The organism is Collinsella sp. LCP19S3_D3 (genome assembly GCF_052121455.1).
In the GTDB taxonomy this organism is placed as follows: domain Bacteria; phylum Actinomycetota; class Coriobacteriia; order Coriobacteriales; family Coriobacteriaceae; genus Collinsella.
Window position 1 is genome coordinate 1 of record NZ_JBQKEF010000003.1, and the last position, 19,689, is coordinate 19,689.

The following is a 19,689-nucleotide window of genomic DNA, read 5'->3' on the forward strand; positions in this document are numbered from 1 at the left end:
GTTCACGACCCTTTTTTGGGCAGCCCAAGGCAAGGGCCGCGCCCGTGAACAAGACTGGTTTCGGACGAGCGCGCCGGACGGAGAATCGAAATGCGGTGGGGTGCGCGGACATACCGGGCTGACCGCCGGCAGCGCGCCCGCAAGAGCCCGCGGATATTAGCTTGCCAGGCAAGCGTCGACTAAACGTGCAGCGTGCGCGGGCCCTCCCGACGGGAAACGAAAAAGCCCGGTTTAAAACCGGGCTCGAACAAACACGCCTATTGACAATGGCTTTCTCATATTAAAAGGGACAGGTTTATTTTGGCAGGTTTTATCTGGGCAAACGTTGGCTGGCCCTGGAATGGAATGATACCACGCGGCTTGGAAGAGGCCGTCGATTTGGTCCCAGGGGAGGCGGTTTGAGGGTCGCAGAACAAAAAACGGGGGCACAGGTTGTCCTGCGCCCCCGTTCTCGGGTGTTATTCGTTCCCTGCGGCAGAATTTACGCCGCTTCGTCGAACTGCGAGTTGTACAGGTCGGCGTAGAAGCCGCCTTGGGCGAGCAGCTCGTCGTGCGTGCCCTTCTCGACGATGTCGCCGTCGCGAATTACCAAGATCACGTCGGCGTTGCGGATCGTGGACAGGCGGTGTGCGATAACAAAGCTGGTGCGGCCCTGCATCAGCGCATCCGTGGCGCGCTGAATAAGCTCCTCGGTGCGGGTATCGACGTTGGATGTCGCCTCGTCCAAAATCAGCGCCGGGCGGTCGGCCAAAATGGCGCGGGCAATGGTCACGAGCTGGCGTTGGCCCTGCGAAAGGTTGGTGCCTTCCTCGTTGATCATAAAGTTGTAACCGCCGGCGAGCGTATGGATAAAGTGGTCGCAGCGTGCAGCGCGTGCAGCGGCCTCGACCTCGGCATCGCTTGCATCGGGGCGTCCGTAGCGGATGTTCTCGCGGATGGTGCCGTTAAACAGCCACGTATCCTGCAGTACCATGGCAAACTCGCCGCGCAGTGCCGCGCGGTCCCAATCGCGTACGTCGACGCCATCGACGCGCAGCGAGCCGCCGTCCACGTCGTAGAAGCGCTGTAGCAGCTTAATGAGCGTGGTCTTGCCCGCGCCGGTGGGACCGACGATGGCGATGGTCTGGCCGGGCTGTGCCTCGCAGCTAAAGTCGTGGATGATGGTCTTGTCGGGCGTGTAGCCAAACTTGACGTGGTCAAACTCCACATGGCCAGGGCGCTTTTCGGGAATCTGCGCGTCGGCCTTCTGCTCCTCCTCGGGCGCGGCCAGGAACTCAAAGACGCGCTCGGTGGCAGCGGCCATAGACTGCATCGTGTTGCTCACGTTGCCCAGCTGCTGCACGGGTTGCGTAAAGTTGCGAACGTACTGGATAAAGCTCTGGATGTCGCCGGGCGTGGCATTGCCGGTCAGCGCGAGCTGTGCGCCCACCACGACCACGCCCACGTAGCCCATGTTGCCCACCAAGCTCATAAGCGGCATCATCAGGCCCGACAGGAACTGCGAGCGCCAGCCACTAATAAAGAGGCGGTTGTTTTGACGGTCGAACTCTTCGATTGAGGCCTCGGCGCGGTCGAACACCTGAATGACGTTCTGGCCGGCAAAGTCCTCCTCGATAATGCCGTTGACGGTGCCCAGGACCTGCTGCTGCTCGCGGAAGTACGGCTGCGAGAAATGAATCATCACGGTCAGGATAATCGCGGCGGCTGGCAGTGTGAGCACGGTGACGCCGGTAAGCGGCAGGCTGATCGACAGCATCATGACGAGCACGCCGATAATCTGCGTCACCGACGTGATGAGCTGCGTCACGCTCTGGTTGAGCGACTGACCCAGCGTATCGACGTCGTTGGTGATGCGGCTGAGCACATCGCCCTTGCTGTGTCCGTTAAAGTAGCTCATCGGCACGACAGCGATCTTGGCGGCGATTTCCTTGCGCATGCGGTAGCAAATCTTTTGCGTGACGCCGGTCATGAGCCAGCCCTGGATGAGGCTGCAAACAGAGCTTGCCAGATACAGGCAGAGCAAAAAGCCGAGCGTCTTGGCGATCCAGGCAAAGTCGACATCGCCGGTACCGTTGACCTTGGCGACCAGGCCTTCGAACAGCTTGGTCGTAACCTGGCCGAGCACCTTGGGTCCCACAATGTTAAAGACGACCGAGCACACGGCAAAGGCGACGGCGGCAAGCACGGCAACCTTGTGTTGACCGATATAGCCGAGCAACTGCCGCATGGCGCCCTTAAAGTCCTTGGCCTTCTCGCCGCGGCCCATGCCACCCATGCGGCCCATGGGACCGCGCTGGCGGGTGGGCTTGGGAATCTGAGTCTTGGTCTCGTCTGCCATTAGTGCTCGCCTCCCTCCATAACGGCTGCAATTTCTTCTTGAGTGAGCCCCAGCTCCTCGGCGGAAAGCTGCGACTGTGCTATCTCCAGGTACGCCGGGCAGCTGTGCAGCAGCTCCTCGTGCGTACCAGTGCCCACCACGTGACCGTCGTCGAGCACGATGATCTGGTCGGCGTGCATGATGGTCGCGATGCGCTGGGCTACGACAACGAGCGCGGCGTCGGTAACGTTTTTGGCAAGCTCTTCGCGCAGGCGCGCGTCGGTCTTGTAGTCGAGGGCGCTAAACGAGTCATCGAACACCAGGACCTCGGGCTTTTTTGCCAACGCGCGGGCGATGGCCAGACGCTGGCGCTGACCGCCCGAGACATTGGAGCCGCCCTGGCTGATGGGGGAGTCGTAGCCGCCCTCGCGCTCGGCGATAAAGTCCTCGGCTTGGGCGATGCGCGCGGCCTCGTGCATGTTCTCGTCGCTTACCATGTCGCCGGCAAACTTAAGGTTGCTCTCCACGGTGCCCGAGAACAGACGCCCCTGCTGAGGGATGTAACCAATGCGGCGGCGAAGCTCGGAAAGGGTCATATCACGCACGTCGATACCGTCGAGCGAAATGCTGCCGCCCGTGACGTCGTATAAGCGCGGAATCAGCTGTACGAGCGTGGACTTGCCCGAGCCCGTGGAACCAATGATGCCGAGCATCTGACCGGCATGCGTGGTGAAGTTCACGCCGCTCATGACGTCGGCGCGGGCATCGGGATACTGGAAGCTCACGTCGCGGAAGGTGAGCTCACCGCGCGGTGCGCTGGCCGCGGGCAGTTTGGGCGAGGCGGGGTCGTTGATGCTCGTGGGGCAGGTGATGACCTCTTCCACGCGCTCGGCTGCGACCTCGGCGCGGGGCAGGATGACCGAAACCATGGTGAGGATCATAAACGCCATGACGATCTGCATGGTGTAGGAGATAAACGCCATCATGTTGCCGACCTGCATCACGCCATCGGACACGCCCTGCGCGCCAAACCAGACGATAAGCACGGTGATGCAGTTCATGACGAGCATCATGAGCGGCATCATAAAGCTCATGGCACGATTGGTGTAGAGCTGCGTGGTCATTAGGTCGAGCGAAGCCTTGTCAAAACGCTCGAGCTCATGCTCCTCGCGGTTGAACGAGCGGATGGGCATAAGGCCGTCGAGCAGCTCGCGGGCGGTGAGGTTCACGCGGTCCACAAAGCTCTGCATCTTTTTGAACTTGGGCATGGTGAGGCCCATAAGCACGCCGACGACGGCCGAGACCGCGATGATGGCCACGGCGATGGTCCACTCCAGGCCGGTGTGGTTGGCCAGGACGCGCATGACGGCGACGATGCCCATGACGGGGGCCATCAGGCACATGCGGATAAACAGGGTTGCGGCCATCTGAATCTGCTGAATGTCGTTGGTGCAGCGGGTGATGAGCGAGGCCTGGCTAAACTTGCCCACCTCGGCCGGCGAGAAGTGCATAACCTTGTTGAAGGTCTCGCGGCGCAGGTCGCGTGCGATGGAACAGGCGGTGCGCGAGGCCACGGCGCCGGTCAGGATGGTGGCGATGAGCGAGATCAGGCACAGACCAAACATCGTGGTTGCCATGCGGCCCAGATAGGCGTTCTGCACGTCGGCGGGGTCGATGCCCTGCGCCTTGTACTCGTCTTGTACATAGCTCACGGCGCGTTGGGTCACGATGGAACCCGACATGGAGCCCATTTTGTCCGCCATATCGTGGGCACCCTCGACGAGCTTGCCCTGGTCGATTAGGCCGCCTTCAACGCCTAGGCGCAGGCTCTTCATGGTGATCTTACCGCCGTCGGTATCAATCTGCTTTTGCATGTTCTGCGCTGCCGCGGCCTTCTGCTGCATCTCGGCGAGCTGCTCGGGCGTCATTGCCGCCATCTGCTCGGGGGTGGGCATGGCATGTGCGGCGTTGTTGTTTTTCTCGCTGGACGAACCCATCATGTCATCCATGGAGTTGGCGTCAATGCCCTGGTTGAACGAAAGGACGACGGTCTCGGGCAGGCTCACGATGTCGGCAATCTTGCCGCCGTCGGCGCGCTCCTCCTCGGTGCCCTTGTACGCTCGAATGCCGTTATTATCCGCCTTGCTAAACACGGCCTCCACAGCTTTGGCGTCCTTATCGCTCATAAAGAGTTCGAGGTCGTCGAGCGATTCGGTGCGAATGGTGTCAGGTACGGGCGAGGCGATACCGCCTTGCTGCACGCCCACGTCGACGATGTCGCTCATATACGTAGGCAGCGCTAGATCGGCGTTGCAGCTGATTACGATAAGTACGATAGCTGCGAACAGTGCCAGGACATGCTTTTTAAAGAGCTTGAGAATCCTCACTCGGCATCTCTCCTTTCTTGATTGCGGTCGATAATTTCGTTGGCACGCCTAAGAAGGCGCACCATCTCTTGGGTATCTGTTTCGCCGAGCTGCTCGAGGAAGGCCGCGGTGCGGTCCTCGAATTCCCGATGCTTGATTTCGAGATCATGGAATCCCTTGTCGGTCACCGTGACGTGTACGCGACGACGGTCGGTCTTTGAGTGCTCGCGCTCGACCCAGCCTTTGGCTTCGAGAGCGCGCAGGATATTGGCGATGCGGGCGCTCGAGACCCAGGCACGATCGGCGAGTTCGCTTGGCGTGAGCGAACCGCCAGCGAGCATGAGGGCGCGCATGACGGCCATCTCACCACTGAGGGCTTTGTCCGCAAAGCGCGAAATGCGCTGATGCATGCTGCCGAACTCGGTAAGGAGCTGACGCCCAAGTTCACGGAAATCGGTATCTTTCACCGAAAACCCCTAACACTAGAAACTATTTTTGGTAGAAGATGATACCTCCATATGCGGGCCTCATGCAGTGGGCAATATTAAGAGCGCATAAAGACTTAAAATAATTCAATTGCTGAAGCGTTTCAAAGAACTATCATGCCCGCGGTTAGGCGAGGGGTTGTCACCACCATGACGACTGGGACTCATTTATCGCCATGTGCGATGCTCCAACTTCCCGCAAGGAGACACCTGAATCAAGGGGGTTGGAGTCATGGCATTTGACTTCACGGGTAAAACCGCGATCGTTACCGGTGGCACTCAGGGCATTGGTCTCGAGATTGCCAAGGGTATCGTTGCGGGCGGCGGACACGTCGCGCTCATCGCAAGGAACGCTGCCAAGGGCGAGGCGGCTGTGGCCGAGCTTGGCGAGGGCAACAAGTTCTATCAGCTCGATGTCGCCGATGCGCCCAAGGCGCGCGAGACCGTCGAGCAGATTTTTACGGACCTGCCGCAAACCAACATCCTGATCAACTGCGCCGGTGTCATCAGCACCAAGAAGTTTGACGAGATCGACGACACCGAGTGGCGTCGCACCATCGACATCAACCTCAACGGCACCTTTACCATGATGAATGCCGTGTACCCGCACTTTAAAGCGGCACATGCCGGCACAATCGTCAACGTGAGCTCCGTTGCTGGCAAGATCGGCGGCGGCCTGCTCGGCACCGCGGCCTACGCGAGCTCCAAGGCCGGTGTCAACGGCCTTACCAAGGCGGTCGCCAAGGAGGGCGGTAAGTTCGGCATCCGCTGCAACGCTGTGTGCCCGTCGCTCACGCTTACCGACATGACGTCGATCCTTTCTGACGAGAACTCTCAGCGCATCATCAACGGTATTCCTCTGGGTCGCGCCGCCCAGGCCAGCGAGCCTGCGCAGATGGTGCTGTTCTTCGCTTCCGACCTCGCCAGCTTCGTGAACGGCGAGATCGGTGACTGCGACGGCGGCATCGTCCTGGACGGGTAATACCCCGCGGTAATCGTTTGGCGGCGACCCTGGCGACTCGGGGTTGTCGCTTTCTTTCTGACATAGGCGCGTGCGGCTACGATTCGCATGCATCCAAAGGAGATATATATGAGTGAATCGACTGCGGTGGAGGCGCCGGCTGCAAAGGAGCCGTTCTTTAAGATGTCCTCCATCCCGGGCGCCAATATTTTGGTGCCGCTTTTGCTGGGCTGCTTGCTCAACACGCTGTTCCCCGACCTGTTCAAAACGCTCGGCAGCTTTACGCTTGGCATGACCCAGCAGGGTGCAAGCCCGCTCGTGGGTGCTTTTTTGCTCATCGTCGGTACGACGATTTCGTTTAAAAGTGCTCCTGCCGCCGCTGCACGCGGCGCCATCATCATCGCTGTCAAGCAGATCGTGGTCGTTGCCGTGTCGCTGCTTATCCTTTATGTATTCAACGACAACCTGTTTGGCATCTCTGCCATGGTGATGCTGGCGGCTTGCACCGGCGCCAACAACGCTATGTACGCTGGCCTGATGGGTACCATGGGCAACGAGGCCGAACGTGGCGCCGTCGCCATCACCACACTCGTTGTCGGCCCTCCGGTCACAATGATCGTGCTCGGCGCTGCTGGCCAGGCTCCGATCGGCTGGTCGCTCGTGGGCGCCATCCTGCCGATCGTCGTCGGCATTATTCTGGGTAACCTCTTCCCGAGCTTTAAGAAGATGATGGCTCCGGCACTTTCCGCCATCATCGTGCTCGTCTTCTTTGCCATGGGCTCGACCATGACCTTTGGCCAGCTCATCAACGGCGGTCTTCCCGGCATCCTGCTCGGCGTGATCTGCTCGGTGGTCTTTGCAATTCCCGTCATCGCGGTCGATAAGTTCACGGGCGGTACGGGTGTCGCAGGTGCGGCCATTTCGAGCTGCGCCGGAGCCAATGTGGCCACGCCTGCCGCCATGGCAAGCGTCAACGAGGCCATGTACGGTGGTGCCGTGCTCGCGACGGCTACGGCGCAGGTTGCAGCGTGCGCCATCGTGACGGCCATTTTGACCCCGCTGGTCACCAGCTGGTGCTACAAGCATTTTGAGGGCCAGGGTCACGGCGACAGCAAAAAGGCCGCGGCCGACAGGGTCACCGCAGCCGCTTAATGCCAAGCGGCAATCAAAGCTAAATAACTAGCCACGCCACAGGGCGGCCCCGGGGGAAATCCCGGGGCCGCCCTGCAGTTTCTGTGGGTCTCTGGGACACTTTACCCTTCTAAAGCTGACATAACAGCTAGAGTGAACGTCGTACAAAGGCAAGGAAAAATACCAAACAAATCGGTGAACGGTAGTTGTTCACGCTCGCATTTCCTGCGGATTTGTTAAAAACGCCCTAATGGTATAAAAAAAGAAACATATAACAGCCCTGATGAAGGGGGTGGCTATGTTATCCTTCTCAAACGGGTGAAATCTTGGGTTTTGGGTTGCAGTTCCAAGGTGGACAAACGTTTTTCCCTGTGCTAACGCGCGATGGAAGGCGAATGAAGCCGGTCATGCAACCCGAACATTCAAGAATTCAATAAGCAGCGGTGTGAGAGAGCGCCGCATTATACGTAACTAGGAGCGTGGTTACACAATGCAGGAGGCATGGGAAGGCTTCAAGGAAGGCATCTGGACGGGAGAGGTTGACGTCCGAGACTTCATCCAGAAGAACTACACCCCCTACGAGGGCGACGAATCGTTCCTCGCCGGTCCGACCGAGCGTACCAAGGAGCTGTGGGGCGAGGTTCTCGACCTGCTGCTCAAGGAGCGCGAGCAGGGCGGCGTCCTCGATATGGACACCAAGACTGTCACGGGTATCGTGAGCCACCCCGCTGGCTACATCGATAACGCCCACCGCGAGAAGGAGACCATCGTCGGTCTTCAGACTGACAAGCCGCTCAAGCGCGCTCTGCACGTCAACGGTGGTATCCGCATCGCTTGCCAGGCTGCCAGCCAGCACGGCTACAAGATCGACGAGAACGTCGTCGAGCGCTACACCTTCGAGCGCAAGACCCACAACGCCGGCGTCTTCGATGTCTACACCCCCGAGATGCGTGCTTGCCGCTCGGCTCACATTATCACCGGTCTGCCCGATGGCTATGGCCGCGGCCGCATCATCGGCGACTACCGTCGTGTCGCCCTGTACGGCGTCGACTACCTGATCAAGGATAAGGAGGCCCAGAAGGCTTCCACCCCGACGGTCATGACCGCCGACAACATCCGCGATCGCGAGGAGCTGCAGGAGCAGATCCGCGCCCTCGGCGAGCTCAAGATGATGGCCGAGACCTATGGTTTCGATATTTCCAAACCTGCTACCAACACGCAGGAGGCCATCCAGTGGATGTACTTCGCCTACCTCGCTGCCGTCAAGGAGCAGAACGGCGCCGCTATGTCCATCGGCCGTACCTCTACGTTCATCGACATCTACGCTGAGCGCGACCTTGCCAACGGCACCTTTACCGAGGAGCAGATCCAGGAGTTCGTGGATCACTTCATCATGAAGCTCCGCATGGTCAAGTTTGCCCGTACCCCCGAGTACCAGGCCTTGTTTACCGGCGATCCGCAGTGGGTCACCGAGTCCATCGGCGGCATGGGTGTTGACGGCCGTACGCTCGTTACCAAGATGAGCTTCCGCTACCTGCACACGCTCGAGAACATGGGCACCAGCCCCGAGCCCAACATGACCGTTCTGTGGTCGACCCGTCTTCCCGAGAACTTCAAGAAGTTCTGCGCCAAGACTTCTGTCGCCAGCTCCTCGGTCCAGTACGAGAACGACGACCTCATGCGCGTTTACCACGGCGACGACTACGGCATCGCCTGCTGCGTGTCCTCCATGCGCATTGGCAAGGAGATGCAGTTCTTCGGCGCTCGTGCCAACCTGGCCAAGTGCCTGCTGTACGCACTCAACGGCGGTGTTGACGAGGTCTCCAAGAAGCAGGTCGGCCCCAAGTATCGCGCCGTCGAGGGCGACACGCTCGATTACGATGACGTTATGGCCAAGTACAACGACATGATGAAGTGGCTCGCTGGCGTGTACGTCAACTCGCTGAACATCATTCACTACATGCACGACAAGTATTGCTACGAGCGCATCCAGATGGCTCTGCACGACAAGCACGTGCACCGCTGGTTCGCTACGGGCATCGCTGGCCTTTCCGTCGTGGCTGACTCCCTGTCCGCCATCAAGTACGCCAAGGTCCACCCCGTCCGTGACGAGAACGGCATCATCGTCGACTTCGAGACCGAGGGCGAGTTCCCCAAGTACGGTAACGACGACGACCGCGTCGACCAGATCGCTCACGACGTTGTGCACCAGTTCATGGAGTACATCCGCATGAACGACACCTACCGCAACTCCGTGCCCACGACCTCGGTTCTGACCATTACCTCCAACGTCGTGTACGGTAAGAAGACCGGCTCCACGCCCGACGGCCGCAAGGCTGGCCAGCCGTTCGCCCCGGGTGCTAACCCCATGCACAAGCGCGATAGCCACGGCGCCATCGCTTCGCTGTCTTCGGTTTCCAAGCTCCCGTTCCGCGATGCCCAGGACGGCATCTCCAACACCTTCTCCATCATCCCGGGCGCGCTCGGCAAGGAGGACCAAGTGTTCTTTGGTGATATCGACCTTGATCAGCTGGGCGAGTAACTATTGTTAGTGCTATACTAACAATAACGATTACTGATTAGTGCGCCGGTTTCGGCCGGCGCCTATCGATTGAAGGAGACACATTATGAAGGTTTCTGAAGTTTCCGAGACTCAGGCCGACAACCTGGTCCACATGCTCGACGCTTACGCCGAGAAGGGTGGCCACCACCTGAACATCAACGTCTTCAACCGTGAGACGCTGCTCGACGCTCAGGCTCACCCCGAGAAGTACCCGCAGCTGACCATCCGCGTTTCCGGCTATGCCGTGAACTTCCACACGCTCACCAAGGAGCAGCAGGACGAGGTCATTTCGCGTACCTTCCACAACAAGTTCTAAAGGGGTTTAACTCCCGCAGGATCGCCGGGGCTGTTTGGGCTACCTCCCAAAACGTCCTCGGACATGCAAAGGGCTCCGTTGCGCGCTTCGCGCGGCGGAGCCCTTTGCGTCCTGCGGAATATTTTGGAAAGTAACCCAAAGCAGCCCGGCGGGGTCCTGTGTAGTCACCCTTTAGGCGGAACTCTCCTAATGGGCTGAGCGTTCTGGATACTTACTTGCTACCGTTTATCGCGTATAGCTACCGTTTGCGGAGTAAGTAACACTTAGTAATAAACCGTGTAAAATCTCAGTTAAGAACGGAGTTTTCCAGGGAGACGCTGTCCTTTGTTTTGTGCAAGGGACGGCGTCTCTTTGGCGCTTGGAGACCGTTCTGTAGCAGGACGGCGGACGTGCGTCACATATTAAAAAGTCAACGTCGAGATGGGTCGTGATAAGAATGGGCAAGTACGTAATCGTGGTTGAATCTGGTTCGGATGTGACGCCAGAGCTCTGCGAACGCTACGGCATCGTGCGTGTGCCCATGCATGTCACGATTGGTGACGAGACCGTCGAGGACGGCTCGATCGATCCGCTCGAGATCTATTCGCGCTGCAACGAGTTTGGCGTGATGCCCAAGACCAGCGGCTGCGCGCCGGCAGATTTCTCTCGCGTGTACGACCGCATTCACGCCGAGCAGCCCGACGCGACCATTTTGCATCTTGCGTATTCCGAGGCCACGACCTGTTCGCATCAGTCCTCGAAGATCGCGGCAGAGGGGCGCGACTACGTGTTCTCCATGGACACGCGTTTTGTCTCGGTGGGCCAGTCGCTTGTTGTCGTCGAGACCGCCAAATACATCGAGGCTCATCCCGATGCCACCGTCGACGAGATCTTTGCTTTTACGAACTCCGTTATGGACCGCGTGTTGCTGGGCTTTGTTCCTACCGACCTTGCCTTCCTTAAGGCGGGCGGTCGCTTGTCCAACGTGGCGTTCCTAGGTGCCCATCTGCTCAAGATTAAGCCCTGCATTGAGGTAACGGGCGGCAAGTTCGTGGCGACCAAGAAGTTCCGCGGCTCTATGCTCAAGTGCGCCCGCGCCTTTATTGACCACATGGTTGCGAAGGGCGAAATTGACTACTCGCACATTGGCCTGGCGTATTCGGTAGGCCTTTCCGAGGAGCTGCGCGACGACATGGAAGTCTATGCGCACGACCTGGGCTTTAAGGACGTTACCTGGACTCAGGTCGGCGGCGTCATCTCGAGCCATTGCGGCCCGACCGCCTTCGGCGCGGTGCTCACGCTCAAGGCGTAACGCCTGGTGTCTATCGATTTCTATTGCCTCGGCGGCGGGCGGGTTGCGACAACCTTCCCGCCGCTTTTGCATGGGGCCAAATAGGACAATCAAATTGACCGCTAAACCGTTTCGCCATCAAGCATATAGGCTAGAATGACTCTGGCATTTATGTAGCTAAAACCAATGAGAGGCAAGGTAGCGGGAATGGCTGAGATGAAGCTCGAGGGTATGGACGCTCGTCCTGAGGACTCCGCGTTTGCCCTGGGCCGCGTGCATTCGATCGAGACGATGGGAACGGTCGATGGACCCGGCATCCGCTTTGTGGTGTTTGTTCAGGGCTGCCCCATGCGCTGTGCGTATTGCCACAACCCCGATACCTGGTCGGTTAACGGCGGCACCATGGTGACCGTCGAGCACCTGATAGACGAGTTCCAGAGCAACCATGAGTTTTACCGCAGCGGTGGTATTACGGTATCCGGCGGCGAGCCGCTCCTGCAGCCTGAGTTCTTGGCCGACCTGTTCCGCGCAATGCACAACAACCCCGATGGTCGCGTACATACCTGCTTGGATAGTTGCGGCTATGCGTTCGACCCCGCGCATCCCGAGAAGTTCGATGCCGTACTCAACGAGACCGATATGGTGCTGCTCGACATTAAACACGCCGATCCCGTCGAGCATAAAAAGCTGACCGGTTGCGATCCTGCGCGCATCCTGGCGTTTGGCGATGAGCTGGCGCGTCGCAGGATCAAGGTCGTTATCCGTCACGTGGTAGTACCGGGCATTACCGACACGGCAGAGGAGTGCGAGGCACTCGGTCGTCTGATTGCCCCGTGGCATAACGTGGTGGGCCTGGAAATGCTGCCGTATCACACGATGGGCGTCGTCAAGTATGAACAGTTGGGGATTCCCTATAAGCTCGAGGGCGTTCCACAGATGGATGCCGCGCGCATCCCCGAGCTGCGCAACGCCGTCATGACGGGCATGAAAAAGCGCCGCGCGGAACTCAAAAACGCCATCGGCTAGGGGTAGCTCATTTGGGGCCGGTAGGGTGGAGAAGTAGCTAAAAGAGCCCCGTCCTAAAAAGACTGCTCTCTGGGTTGCGGTGAGATGCGCAACAGAATCGTGCCATTTGGATAAATACGCTTGTGGTTTCTTTAAAGACACCTTAAACGCTTCTGAATATCTTTGGAAAGAAATGCCTGCTCGGTATTATGCTGCTCGTATATGAACGGGAGCAATCAGGAGACCACGTGCGAAACAACGCATCGCGGGACGAGCATGTGCCGCAGCATAGCAGCAGATATGAGACGAAGGGCACGTCTTCGCGTGGCCTTGCCGACGCTCGCATCCGCGTGACGAAGATTGCCGCCGTTGGGATGCTAACGTTGGCGGTTATTATCCTCGGAATTACCGCTAAAACCTACGCGTCGGAGCGAATGGCACGCTCAGATGCGTCAACGGTACAGACGCAAAACAAAAAGGTCTCTAAATCTAAAGCCACCGCAAGTCAAACCCTGTCGACAGCGAGCCTCAAGACGAGGCTTTCGAAGGCGGACTTTAACGATATTCCCTCAGGCGATACCGTGCAGACCTTCTCACTGGTTGATGACCAGATCCCCGTCCTTGAGGATGAGAGCCTCGCCGCGCTCCAAGATACCCTTGATCAGGCCCAGGAATTGGGCGACGTGGGTGTGGTGTTTTACGATCTGTCGAGCGGCAAGGGCGTGACGTATAACGCGGACGCCGAGGTGTACGGTGCGAGCAGCTACAAGGCGCTCTATGTACTCTACGTCTGCGAGTTACTGGTCGAGACAGGGCAAGTATCGCTCGATGATACTCTGGGCACCTATGGCGGCTACAGTATGGGCTGGCTGACGGTTCGCGACCTGATCGAGACCTCGGTCGTCAACTCGGATAACGACTCGTTTATCGCGTTGCGTGCAACGTTTGATCAAGATGGCTACGAGGATTGGATTGCCGCACTCGGCGTCGAAGACGAGGTCGCGCTCGATCCAATGAGCGATTTCCCAACCTACTGCCCGCGCACCTCGGCCAAGTTGTGGCGCGAGATGAGCGAGTATTTGAGCCGCGAGAGCGAGACGTCGCAATGGCTGTCGGGCCTTCTGGCCTCTACGACCCGGTCCTTTATCCGTGACGGCATTGCGGACGACCATGTCATGGTGCGTAACAAGGCCGGTTGGATCAGCGAGGCAGGTTGCAATGCGACGTGCGATGCTGGCCTCATCGATGTCGATGGCGACACCTACATTATGAGCATCATGTCATCGATGCCGTGGAGTGACCGTTCGAGTGAGGCCGTGGCCGCCATCGCCAAGGCGCTCTACGATACCCGCGCTGCGCTGGCCTAACAGCTTCGTATTGCGCGGTTGAGTCAAAATGCTGGTACCATACCGTGGATAAACAGTTTTCACAGGTTTGGGGGATGGTATGCCTACCATCGCAATCATCGGTGCACTCGAAAAAGAGGTTGCGCAGATTAAAGAAGAACTGAACGGCGCCCATGTGTCGCAAGAGGCAGGCTTGAGCGTTGTAAGCGGCGAGCTCAACGGTCTGTCAGTGGTCGCCACGACCGCTGGCATGGGAACCGTAAACGCCGCTGGTGCAACACAGCATCTCATCAGCAAATATGCTCCGCAGGCCGTTGTGTTTTCGGGCATTGCGGGTGGCTTAAACTCCAAACTCCATATCAATGACGTGGTTATTGGCAAGTGCCTGCGCTATCTGGATACCGACACGGCGCTCATCGCCGAGTCGGCGCCGGAGCTTGAGGAGTTTGCCTCGACACCGGCTCTGGTTGACATCGCCACCACCGTGCTTGCCGAACATGGGTTTATCGATGCCGACGCTTCCGATTCCGCTGCGGAGAAGGACCCTAAGCAGTTCCTGGTTGGCACTATCGCTACAGGTGACCGCTTTGTAACGGGCGACGCTATGCGCACCGCCGCCATCGACGCGACGCATGCCGATTGCGTTGAGATGGAAGGTGCTGCGATTGCCCATATTGCAGCCAAGAACGGTGTCGATTGTCTGGTGCTGCGTGCTATCAGCGATAATTGTGACGAGGCATATGACGCGTTTTGCGAGCGAGAGTTCGATTTGGACGAGTACGCCCGCACCGCGAGCGGCATCACACTCGATATCGTCCGCTGCATCGCCGCTGCGTAATCGTGCATCCCTATTGTAAGAACCTACGACCAAGGAGTATCCATGGCCGATTCCATTAACTACCAGCTTGCCAAGTTCGTCGCCAGCTACGGCAAGGTTTCGCAGATCCCCGAGTCCACCTGTCCCGAGGTGAGCTTTGTGGGCCGCTCCAATGTGGGCAAGTCGTCCATCATGAACAAGCTCTTTGGCCGCAAGAACCTGGTCAAGGTTTCGAGCACGCCGGGCAAGACGAGCAATATCAATTTCTTCGAGGCCGACGACGTGCACTTTGTGGACCTGCCGGGCTACGGTTTCGCCCGTCGTTCCAAGGCCGAGCGCGACCGCTGGGCCGAGCTCATCGGCGACTTCTTCGACTCCGAGCGCAGCTTTAACCTGGTTGTGTCGCTGGTGGACATTCGCCATGACCCCAGCAAGCTCGACCATGATATGATCGACTACCTGCAGGGCAACGAGTTCAACTTTATCGTCTGCCTCACCAAGGCCGACAAACTCAGCCGCACCCAGCAGGCCCGCCAAGCGGCAGCCATCAAAAAGCAACTCAACGTCCCGGCCGAAAACGTAATCATCACAAGCTCCCAGACCGGCACCGGCATCGACGAGCTCAAGCGCCGCATTGCCGAGGCCTGCCTCTAGTAGGGGCTCTTGGCAGACAATAGTTTTCATCTATCTATATCACCCTAGTGATAGTTGTTGGTACACTATCACTGGGGTGATATTTTTTGGAGGTCGATATGGAGCTTTGGCACGGGTCGGAGGTTGTTGTCGAACGTCCGTCGTTGGATAAATGCAGACAATTCAATGACTATGGGCACGGGTTTTATTGCACGCCACATGAGGAAATGGCGATGGAATGGGCATGCCGGACCGAGTCTGATGGCGTTGCCAATCGATATGAGCTTGATTTAGATGGCCTTTCGGTCTTGGATTTGGAGTCTGGGGAGTTTTCAATCCTCAATTGGCTTGCAATTCTGGCGAATAACAGAGAGTTCAATGTTTCGACGCCATTGGCGCGTGAAGGGCTTCGCTATCTACTTGATAACTGCTTAATTGATACATCTCCTTATGACATTATTCGAGGCTATCGTGCTGACGACTCCTATTTTTCGTTTGCAAGACAGTTTGTCAGCGGCATGATATCGCTCAGACAGCTGCAACGTATCATGTGCTTGGGTGATTTGGGTATCCAATATGCCCTTATGAGCGAGCGCGCATTTTCGATGATTAGATTCTGCGATTGGAAGCGGGCTTCGGGGTCTGAGTTTTATCCCAAGCGTTTTGAGCGAGAGCAGAATGCTCGACGCAAATACTTGGATACGGTCAATGGCTTCGATTCCGAAGGTATCGACATTAGGGATTTAATGGCAGGGAGGGTTGATTTAAATGATCCAAGAGTTAACAGATCGTGGGCCGAGTAGGACATATCCCGTCTACTACCTCGAGGACGCAATGAACAACCTCGGCGACTGCTTCGACTATGCCGTCAATGACTATGGAGCAGAAGGATCTGAAGTTGCTGAACTCTTTTGCCTGAGCGGGGTTGCTCGCGAGTTTGAACGCGGCAACGCATGGGTCGTTTCGGGAAAATCGGGTGTTGAGCTGTTCGCGCTTATCGCTGAAAGGTCGGGCTATCAAAACAGGCCTATACCGGACTGCACCTATCGATTTGAGAAGACGCCGGAATATTGGGCGGGCTGGATGCTGGCATACCTGCAGTGGCGCCTAGGAGAGTCTTTCGAAGATTTGCTGCATGTCGTTCCATTTGATGTGCTGCGCAGTCTGTATTACCCCTGGCACGAAGCCTCGGAGGAACGAGTGGTTCGCCTCGTCTGCGATATGGCGAAAAAAGCGTCCAGGCAAACCAAACTTGCGTTAGCAAGAAAGAAGCTTAAGAAAACCCAACAAGACCTAGCATACGAATCGGGTGTGTCACTCCGCTCAATCCAAATGTACGAGCAGCGCCAGAGAAACATCAATGAGGCTTCGGTAACAAGCGTAAGAGCCATAGCAAAAGTCCTCCACTGCAACATCGAAGACCTCCTAGAACCAGTCTTCGAATACAAGGAACCCAGTGCGGCGTAAACCAAGCACATAGTCGAAGCCTGTTGCTGGTAAGTGCTCCAGCCTAGCAAGAGCCCCTATCAATAAAGGGCCATAATTTCAGCCCGGCGCCCCTTCAAAGCGTGGGTCCCTATAGACATCGCTAGCCACGTTGCCATAGGGCCACCCGGGGGCATCCCCTTAAAAACATTCCGCAGCACGAGGCCCGCTTATCCGCAGCTCCGAAGGAGCGCAATATTAAATCAGCGAATGCGATTATCCTGTCGAGGTCGCGTAGGTCTCCTTGGGGCTTCCCCTGAAAACAATCCGCAGATCGAATTGCCCCGTCGCGCGTAGCGCCCGACGGGGCCATTCATGATCGAGGACGTTTTGAGGGGAAGCCCCAAGGAGTCCGGTGTGAGCAATGAGACAGGGCGCTACAGGTACTCGATTTGAGCGCCCTCAGTGTCGCACGTTAGAATATGCGTCTCACACTTGGGGAACTGCTCGCGCAGCTTGACCTGCAGGAATTTTGCCACGATAGTGTCGTCGGTCACAGCCATAAGGGTAGAGCCCGAACCGCTGATCCAGATGGTCTTGGCGCCGCCGTTAAGGCAGGTGTCGCGCACAGCGTTGTAGTCGGGAATCAGGCGACGACGATAGGGCTCCTGGATGCGGTCGTCATTGGCGGCGGCAATCAGGTCGAGGTCGCCGGCCTCCAGGCCTCGCGTCATGCCGGCGATACGGCCCATTTGCCATACGGCGGTGGAGAGCGGAATCTCCTGCGGCACGACCTTGCGCGCCTCGCTCGTGTGAACCTCGTATGGCGGAATCACGGTAATAAAACGCAAGCGATCGCTCACCTCGTAGCGCAGGCACTGGGGGAGCGAATCGGTCGGCGTAAAGGAGCAGACGGCGCCGCCCAGGATGGCGGGAGCGACGTTATCGGGATGGCCCTCGACCTCGGTGGCAATGCGGACGAGCTCAGCGCGGTCGACGGTGTGGCCTGTCAGTGCGGCGGCGGCCATAATGCCAGCGACGACGCAAGTGGAGCTGGAACCCAGGCCGCGAGCGACGGGTACATCGGTTTGAATGTCGATGGCAACGGGGAAGGCCGGCTCGCCCCATGCGGCCAGCGCATCGACAAAGCTGACGTAGACCAGGTTGTTCTCGTTTTGGAACTCCTCGGGGCAGCCCGTGATGGTGAGCTTGTCAGCGCGCTCGAAGGTGAAGTGCGAGTAGAGGCTGACGGCCATGCCGAGGGTGTCGTAGCCGATGCCTAGGTTGGCGCTGGTTGCTGGGACGGTGATCTTGATCATGTGGGTCCTCCTGGCGTGCCTGGCTGTTTAGTTCGCTGCTCGGGCAGTCCTGCGCAAGACGGAAAGCACATTAAGTGCTTTCCTTTACGTGCGGAACTCGCGACGAACTAAACAGCCAGGCACGCTGTGCGCGTTCGTCATCATCCCGGGGGTTATCTGATAAAAGAAGGTGCGCCGGCTTTCGCCGGCGCCTAATGAGGGGTTTAGTTGGTAGCCATCTTTTTTGCTGCAGACTCGACGTAGCTTGCCATCTCATCGACGTCGCAGACGTCTTCGAAGCGGATGGGTTTGGACTCGAGCTCGGCGAGCTGTGCCGGTGCGGCCGTATTGGTGGCCTGCTCGAGCACGCGCATGGCCTCAAAGTCGTCCTCGGGAACGTTGAGACCCAGAGCATCGCAGCAGGCACGCGGGAACTTGTAGGGGCTGGCGGTCGAAAGCAGCACACGGGCCTTGGCCCCCTCGGCAGGAGCGACCTTTTCAAAGACGTGATAGCCGCAAGCGGTGTGCGGGTCGATCACGTAGCCGTTCGCATCCCAGCAGCTCTTAATGGCAGCGAGGACCTCGTCCTCGCTGGCCCAGCCGCAGCCAAAGACGCTCTGAATCTTTGCCAGCAGGTCGGCGGGAACCTCATAGCGACCAGTCTTTGCCAGCTGCTCCATAAGGTTGGCAACAAGCTCGCAGTCGCCATCGGACAGGAAGTAGAGCATGCGTTCCAGGTTGGAGCTGATGAGGATGTCCATCGACGGCGAGATGGTCGTGAAGAACGGACGGTTGCGGTCGTAGACGCCGGTGGTCAGGAAGTCAGCCAGCACGTTGTTCTTGTCGCTCGCGACGACGAGCTTGGCGACGGGCAGACCCATGCGCTTGGCATAGTAGCCGGCCAGGATATCGCCAAAGTTGCCGGTCGGTACGCAGAACTCCACGGCGTCGCCGGCCTCGATGGCGCCGGCGCGCAACAGCTGCGCATAGGCGGCAAAGTAGTAGACGACCTGCGGCACCAGACGGCCGACGTTGATGGAGTTGGCACTCGAAAGCACCGTTCCGGCGGCCTCCAAGCGCTCGGCAAGCTCCTTATCGGCAAAGATGCGCTTGACGGCACTCTGGGCATCGTCGAAGTTGCCACGAATGCCGCAGACGGCGACGTTATCGCCTTCCTGTGTGGACATCTGCAGATTCTGCACGCGGCTGACTTTGCCTTCGGGATAAAAGACGGTGATGCCCGTGCCCGGAGCGTCGGCAAAACCGGCGAGTGCGGCCTTGCCGGTGTCGCCCGACGTGGCGGTGACGATCATGATGCGCTCGGCGCCGCCGTCCTTGGCGGAAGTGCGGGCCATGAGGCGGGGGAGCATCTGCAGGGCGACGTCCTTAAAGGCACTCGTGGGGCCGCCAAAGAGCTCCATCACATAGGTCTGAGGGGCGTCAGCGCCCGGCGCAGCGTCGAGTTTGACGAGCGGCGTAACCTCTTCACTCGCGAACGTGCCGCGATATGCCTCATTCACACAGGCCGAAATTTCTTCGCCCGTGTAATCATTCAGTAACATTCCCAACACATCTTGAGCGATTTCAAAGTACGATTTATCTGCAAGCGAGCTGATATCGACCTGCTGGGTGCCGAGCTCGTCCGAGACAAACAAACCCCCGTCGGGAGCGATGCCGGTGCGGATTGCCACCTTACTTGAGCACGATAAAGTGCGTCCTCGTGTACTATGATAAGTTCCCATATAACACTGCTCCT

General features: G+C 58.3%; 16 protein-coding genes. 11 read left to right on the forward strand and 5 right to left on the reverse strand.

Translation table 11 applies throughout. From position 1 onward, the window contains the following. Window positions 1-481 precede the first annotated feature (481 nt). The 3 genes from ACTQXM_RS01730 to ACTQXM_RS01740 are packed head-to-tail and all read right to left on the reverse strand — an operon-like array spanning window position 482 to window position 5,150. Entirely contained in the window at window positions 482-2,338 is a 1,857-nt protein-coding gene (locus ACTQXM_RS01730; RefSeq protein ID WP_441536908.1) for an ABC transporter ATP-binding protein, read from the reverse strand. Then, window positions 2,338-4,704 (reverse strand): ABC transporter ATP-binding protein, encoded by a 2,367-nt coding sequence (locus ACTQXM_RS01735; RefSeq protein WP_441536907.1) that lies wholly within the window; start codon window positions 4,702-4,704, stop codon window positions 2,338-2,340. Before ACTQXM_RS01735 ends, ACTQXM_RS01730 begins: the two co-directional genes overlap by 1 nt. Further along, window positions 4,701-5,150, reverse strand: coding sequence for a MarR family winged helix-turn-helix transcriptional regulator (locus ACTQXM_RS01740; protein WP_154514934.1), 450 nt, complete (start codon window positions 5,148-5,150; stop codon window positions 4,701-4,703). Before ACTQXM_RS01740 ends, ACTQXM_RS01735 begins: the two co-directional genes overlap by 4 nt. Window positions 5,151-5,400: 250 nt before the next feature. On the opposite strand from ACTQXM_RS01740, the gene ACTQXM_RS01745 reads away from it, so the two are divergent. From ACTQXM_RS01745 to ACTQXM_RS01795, 11 genes are all read left to right on the forward strand, one after another. Then, on the forward strand, window positions 5,401-6,150 hold the full coding sequence (locus ACTQXM_RS01745) for an SDR family NAD(P)-dependent oxidoreductase (protein WP_427728112.1): 750 nt from the start codon (window positions 5,401-5,403) through the stop codon (window positions 6,148-6,150). 108 nt (window positions 6,151-6,258) lie between these two features. After that, entirely contained in the window at window positions 6,259-7,281 is a 1,023-nt protein-coding gene (locus ACTQXM_RS01750) for a 2-keto-3-deoxygluconate permease (RefSeq protein WP_441040829.1), read from the forward strand. A 469-nt stretch (window positions 7,282-7,750) separates the two neighbouring features. Continuing rightward, window positions 7,751-9,802 (forward strand): formate C-acetyltransferase, encoded by a 2,052-nt coding sequence (gene pflB / locus ACTQXM_RS01755; RefSeq protein WP_441031265.1) that lies wholly within the window; start codon window positions 7,751-7,753, stop codon window positions 9,800-9,802. Window positions 9,803-9,887: 85 nt separating this feature from the next. Further along, complete coding sequence (gene grcA3, locus ACTQXM_RS01760) at window positions 9,888-10,139, forward strand: autonomous glycyl radical cofactor GrcA3 (protein WP_055252439.1); 252 nt, start codon at window positions 9,888-9,890, stop codon at window positions 10,137-10,139. Window positions 10,140-10,575: 436 nt separating this feature from the next. Further along, the gene (locus tag ACTQXM_RS01765) at window positions 10,576-11,430 is read left to right on the forward strand and encodes a DegV family protein (protein WP_427748366.1); all 855 of its coding nucleotides are present in this window, start codon (window positions 10,576-10,578) and stop codon (window positions 11,428-11,430) included. A gap of 186 nt (window positions 11,431-11,616) precedes the next feature. Beyond that, window positions 11,617-12,435, forward strand: a complete 819-nt coding sequence (gene pflA / locus ACTQXM_RS01770) for a pyruvate formate-lyase-activating protein (RefSeq protein WP_441068457.1) — start codon at window positions 11,617-11,619, stop codon at window positions 12,433-12,435. Between the two features lie 227 nt (window positions 12,436-12,662). Continuing rightward, window positions 12,663-13,781 carry a serine hydrolase gene (locus ACTQXM_RS01775; RefSeq protein WP_441536906.1) on the forward strand — a complete coding sequence of 373 codons (1,119 nt, stop codon included), beginning with the start codon at window positions 12,663-12,665 and terminating at the stop codon, window positions 13,779-13,781. Between the two features lie 79 nt (window positions 13,782-13,860). After that, window positions 13,861-14,598 (forward strand): 5'-methylthioadenosine/S-adenosylhomocysteine nucleosidase, encoded by a 738-nt coding sequence (mtnN, locus tag ACTQXM_RS01780; protein WP_441536905.1) that lies wholly within the window; start codon window positions 13,861-13,863, stop codon window positions 14,596-14,598. Between the two features lie 42 nt (window positions 14,599-14,640). Continuing rightward, entirely contained in the window at window positions 14,641-15,231 is a 591-nt protein-coding gene (gene yihA / locus ACTQXM_RS01785; RefSeq protein WP_055252447.1) for a ribosome biogenesis GTP-binding protein YihA/YsxC, read from the forward strand. Between the two features lie 98 nt (window positions 15,232-15,329). After that, window positions 15,330-16,013, forward strand: coding sequence for a DUF3990 domain-containing protein (locus ACTQXM_RS01790; RefSeq protein WP_441536904.1), 684 nt, complete (start codon window positions 15,330-15,332; stop codon window positions 16,011-16,013). 31 nt (window positions 16,014-16,044) lie between these two features. Continuing rightward, entirely contained in the window at window positions 16,045-16,677 is a 633-nt protein-coding gene (locus tag ACTQXM_RS01795) for a helix-turn-helix transcriptional regulator (protein ID WP_441040819.1), read from the forward strand. A gap of 395 nt (window positions 16,678-17,072) precedes the next feature. Here the strand turns inward: ACTQXM_RS01795 and thrB are convergent, their stop codons facing one another. Beyond that, window positions 17,073-17,954, reverse strand: a complete 882-nt coding sequence (gene thrB, locus ACTQXM_RS01800) for a homoserine kinase (protein WP_154514914.1) — start codon at window positions 17,952-17,954, stop codon at window positions 17,073-17,075. A gap of 203 nt (window positions 17,955-18,157) precedes the next feature. Then, complete coding sequence (gene thrC, locus ACTQXM_RS01805) at window positions 18,158-19,675, reverse strand: threonine synthase (protein ID WP_441536903.1); 1,518 nt, start codon at window positions 19,673-19,675, stop codon at window positions 18,158-18,160. Between the last annotated feature and the right edge of the window lie 14 nt (window positions 19,676-19,689).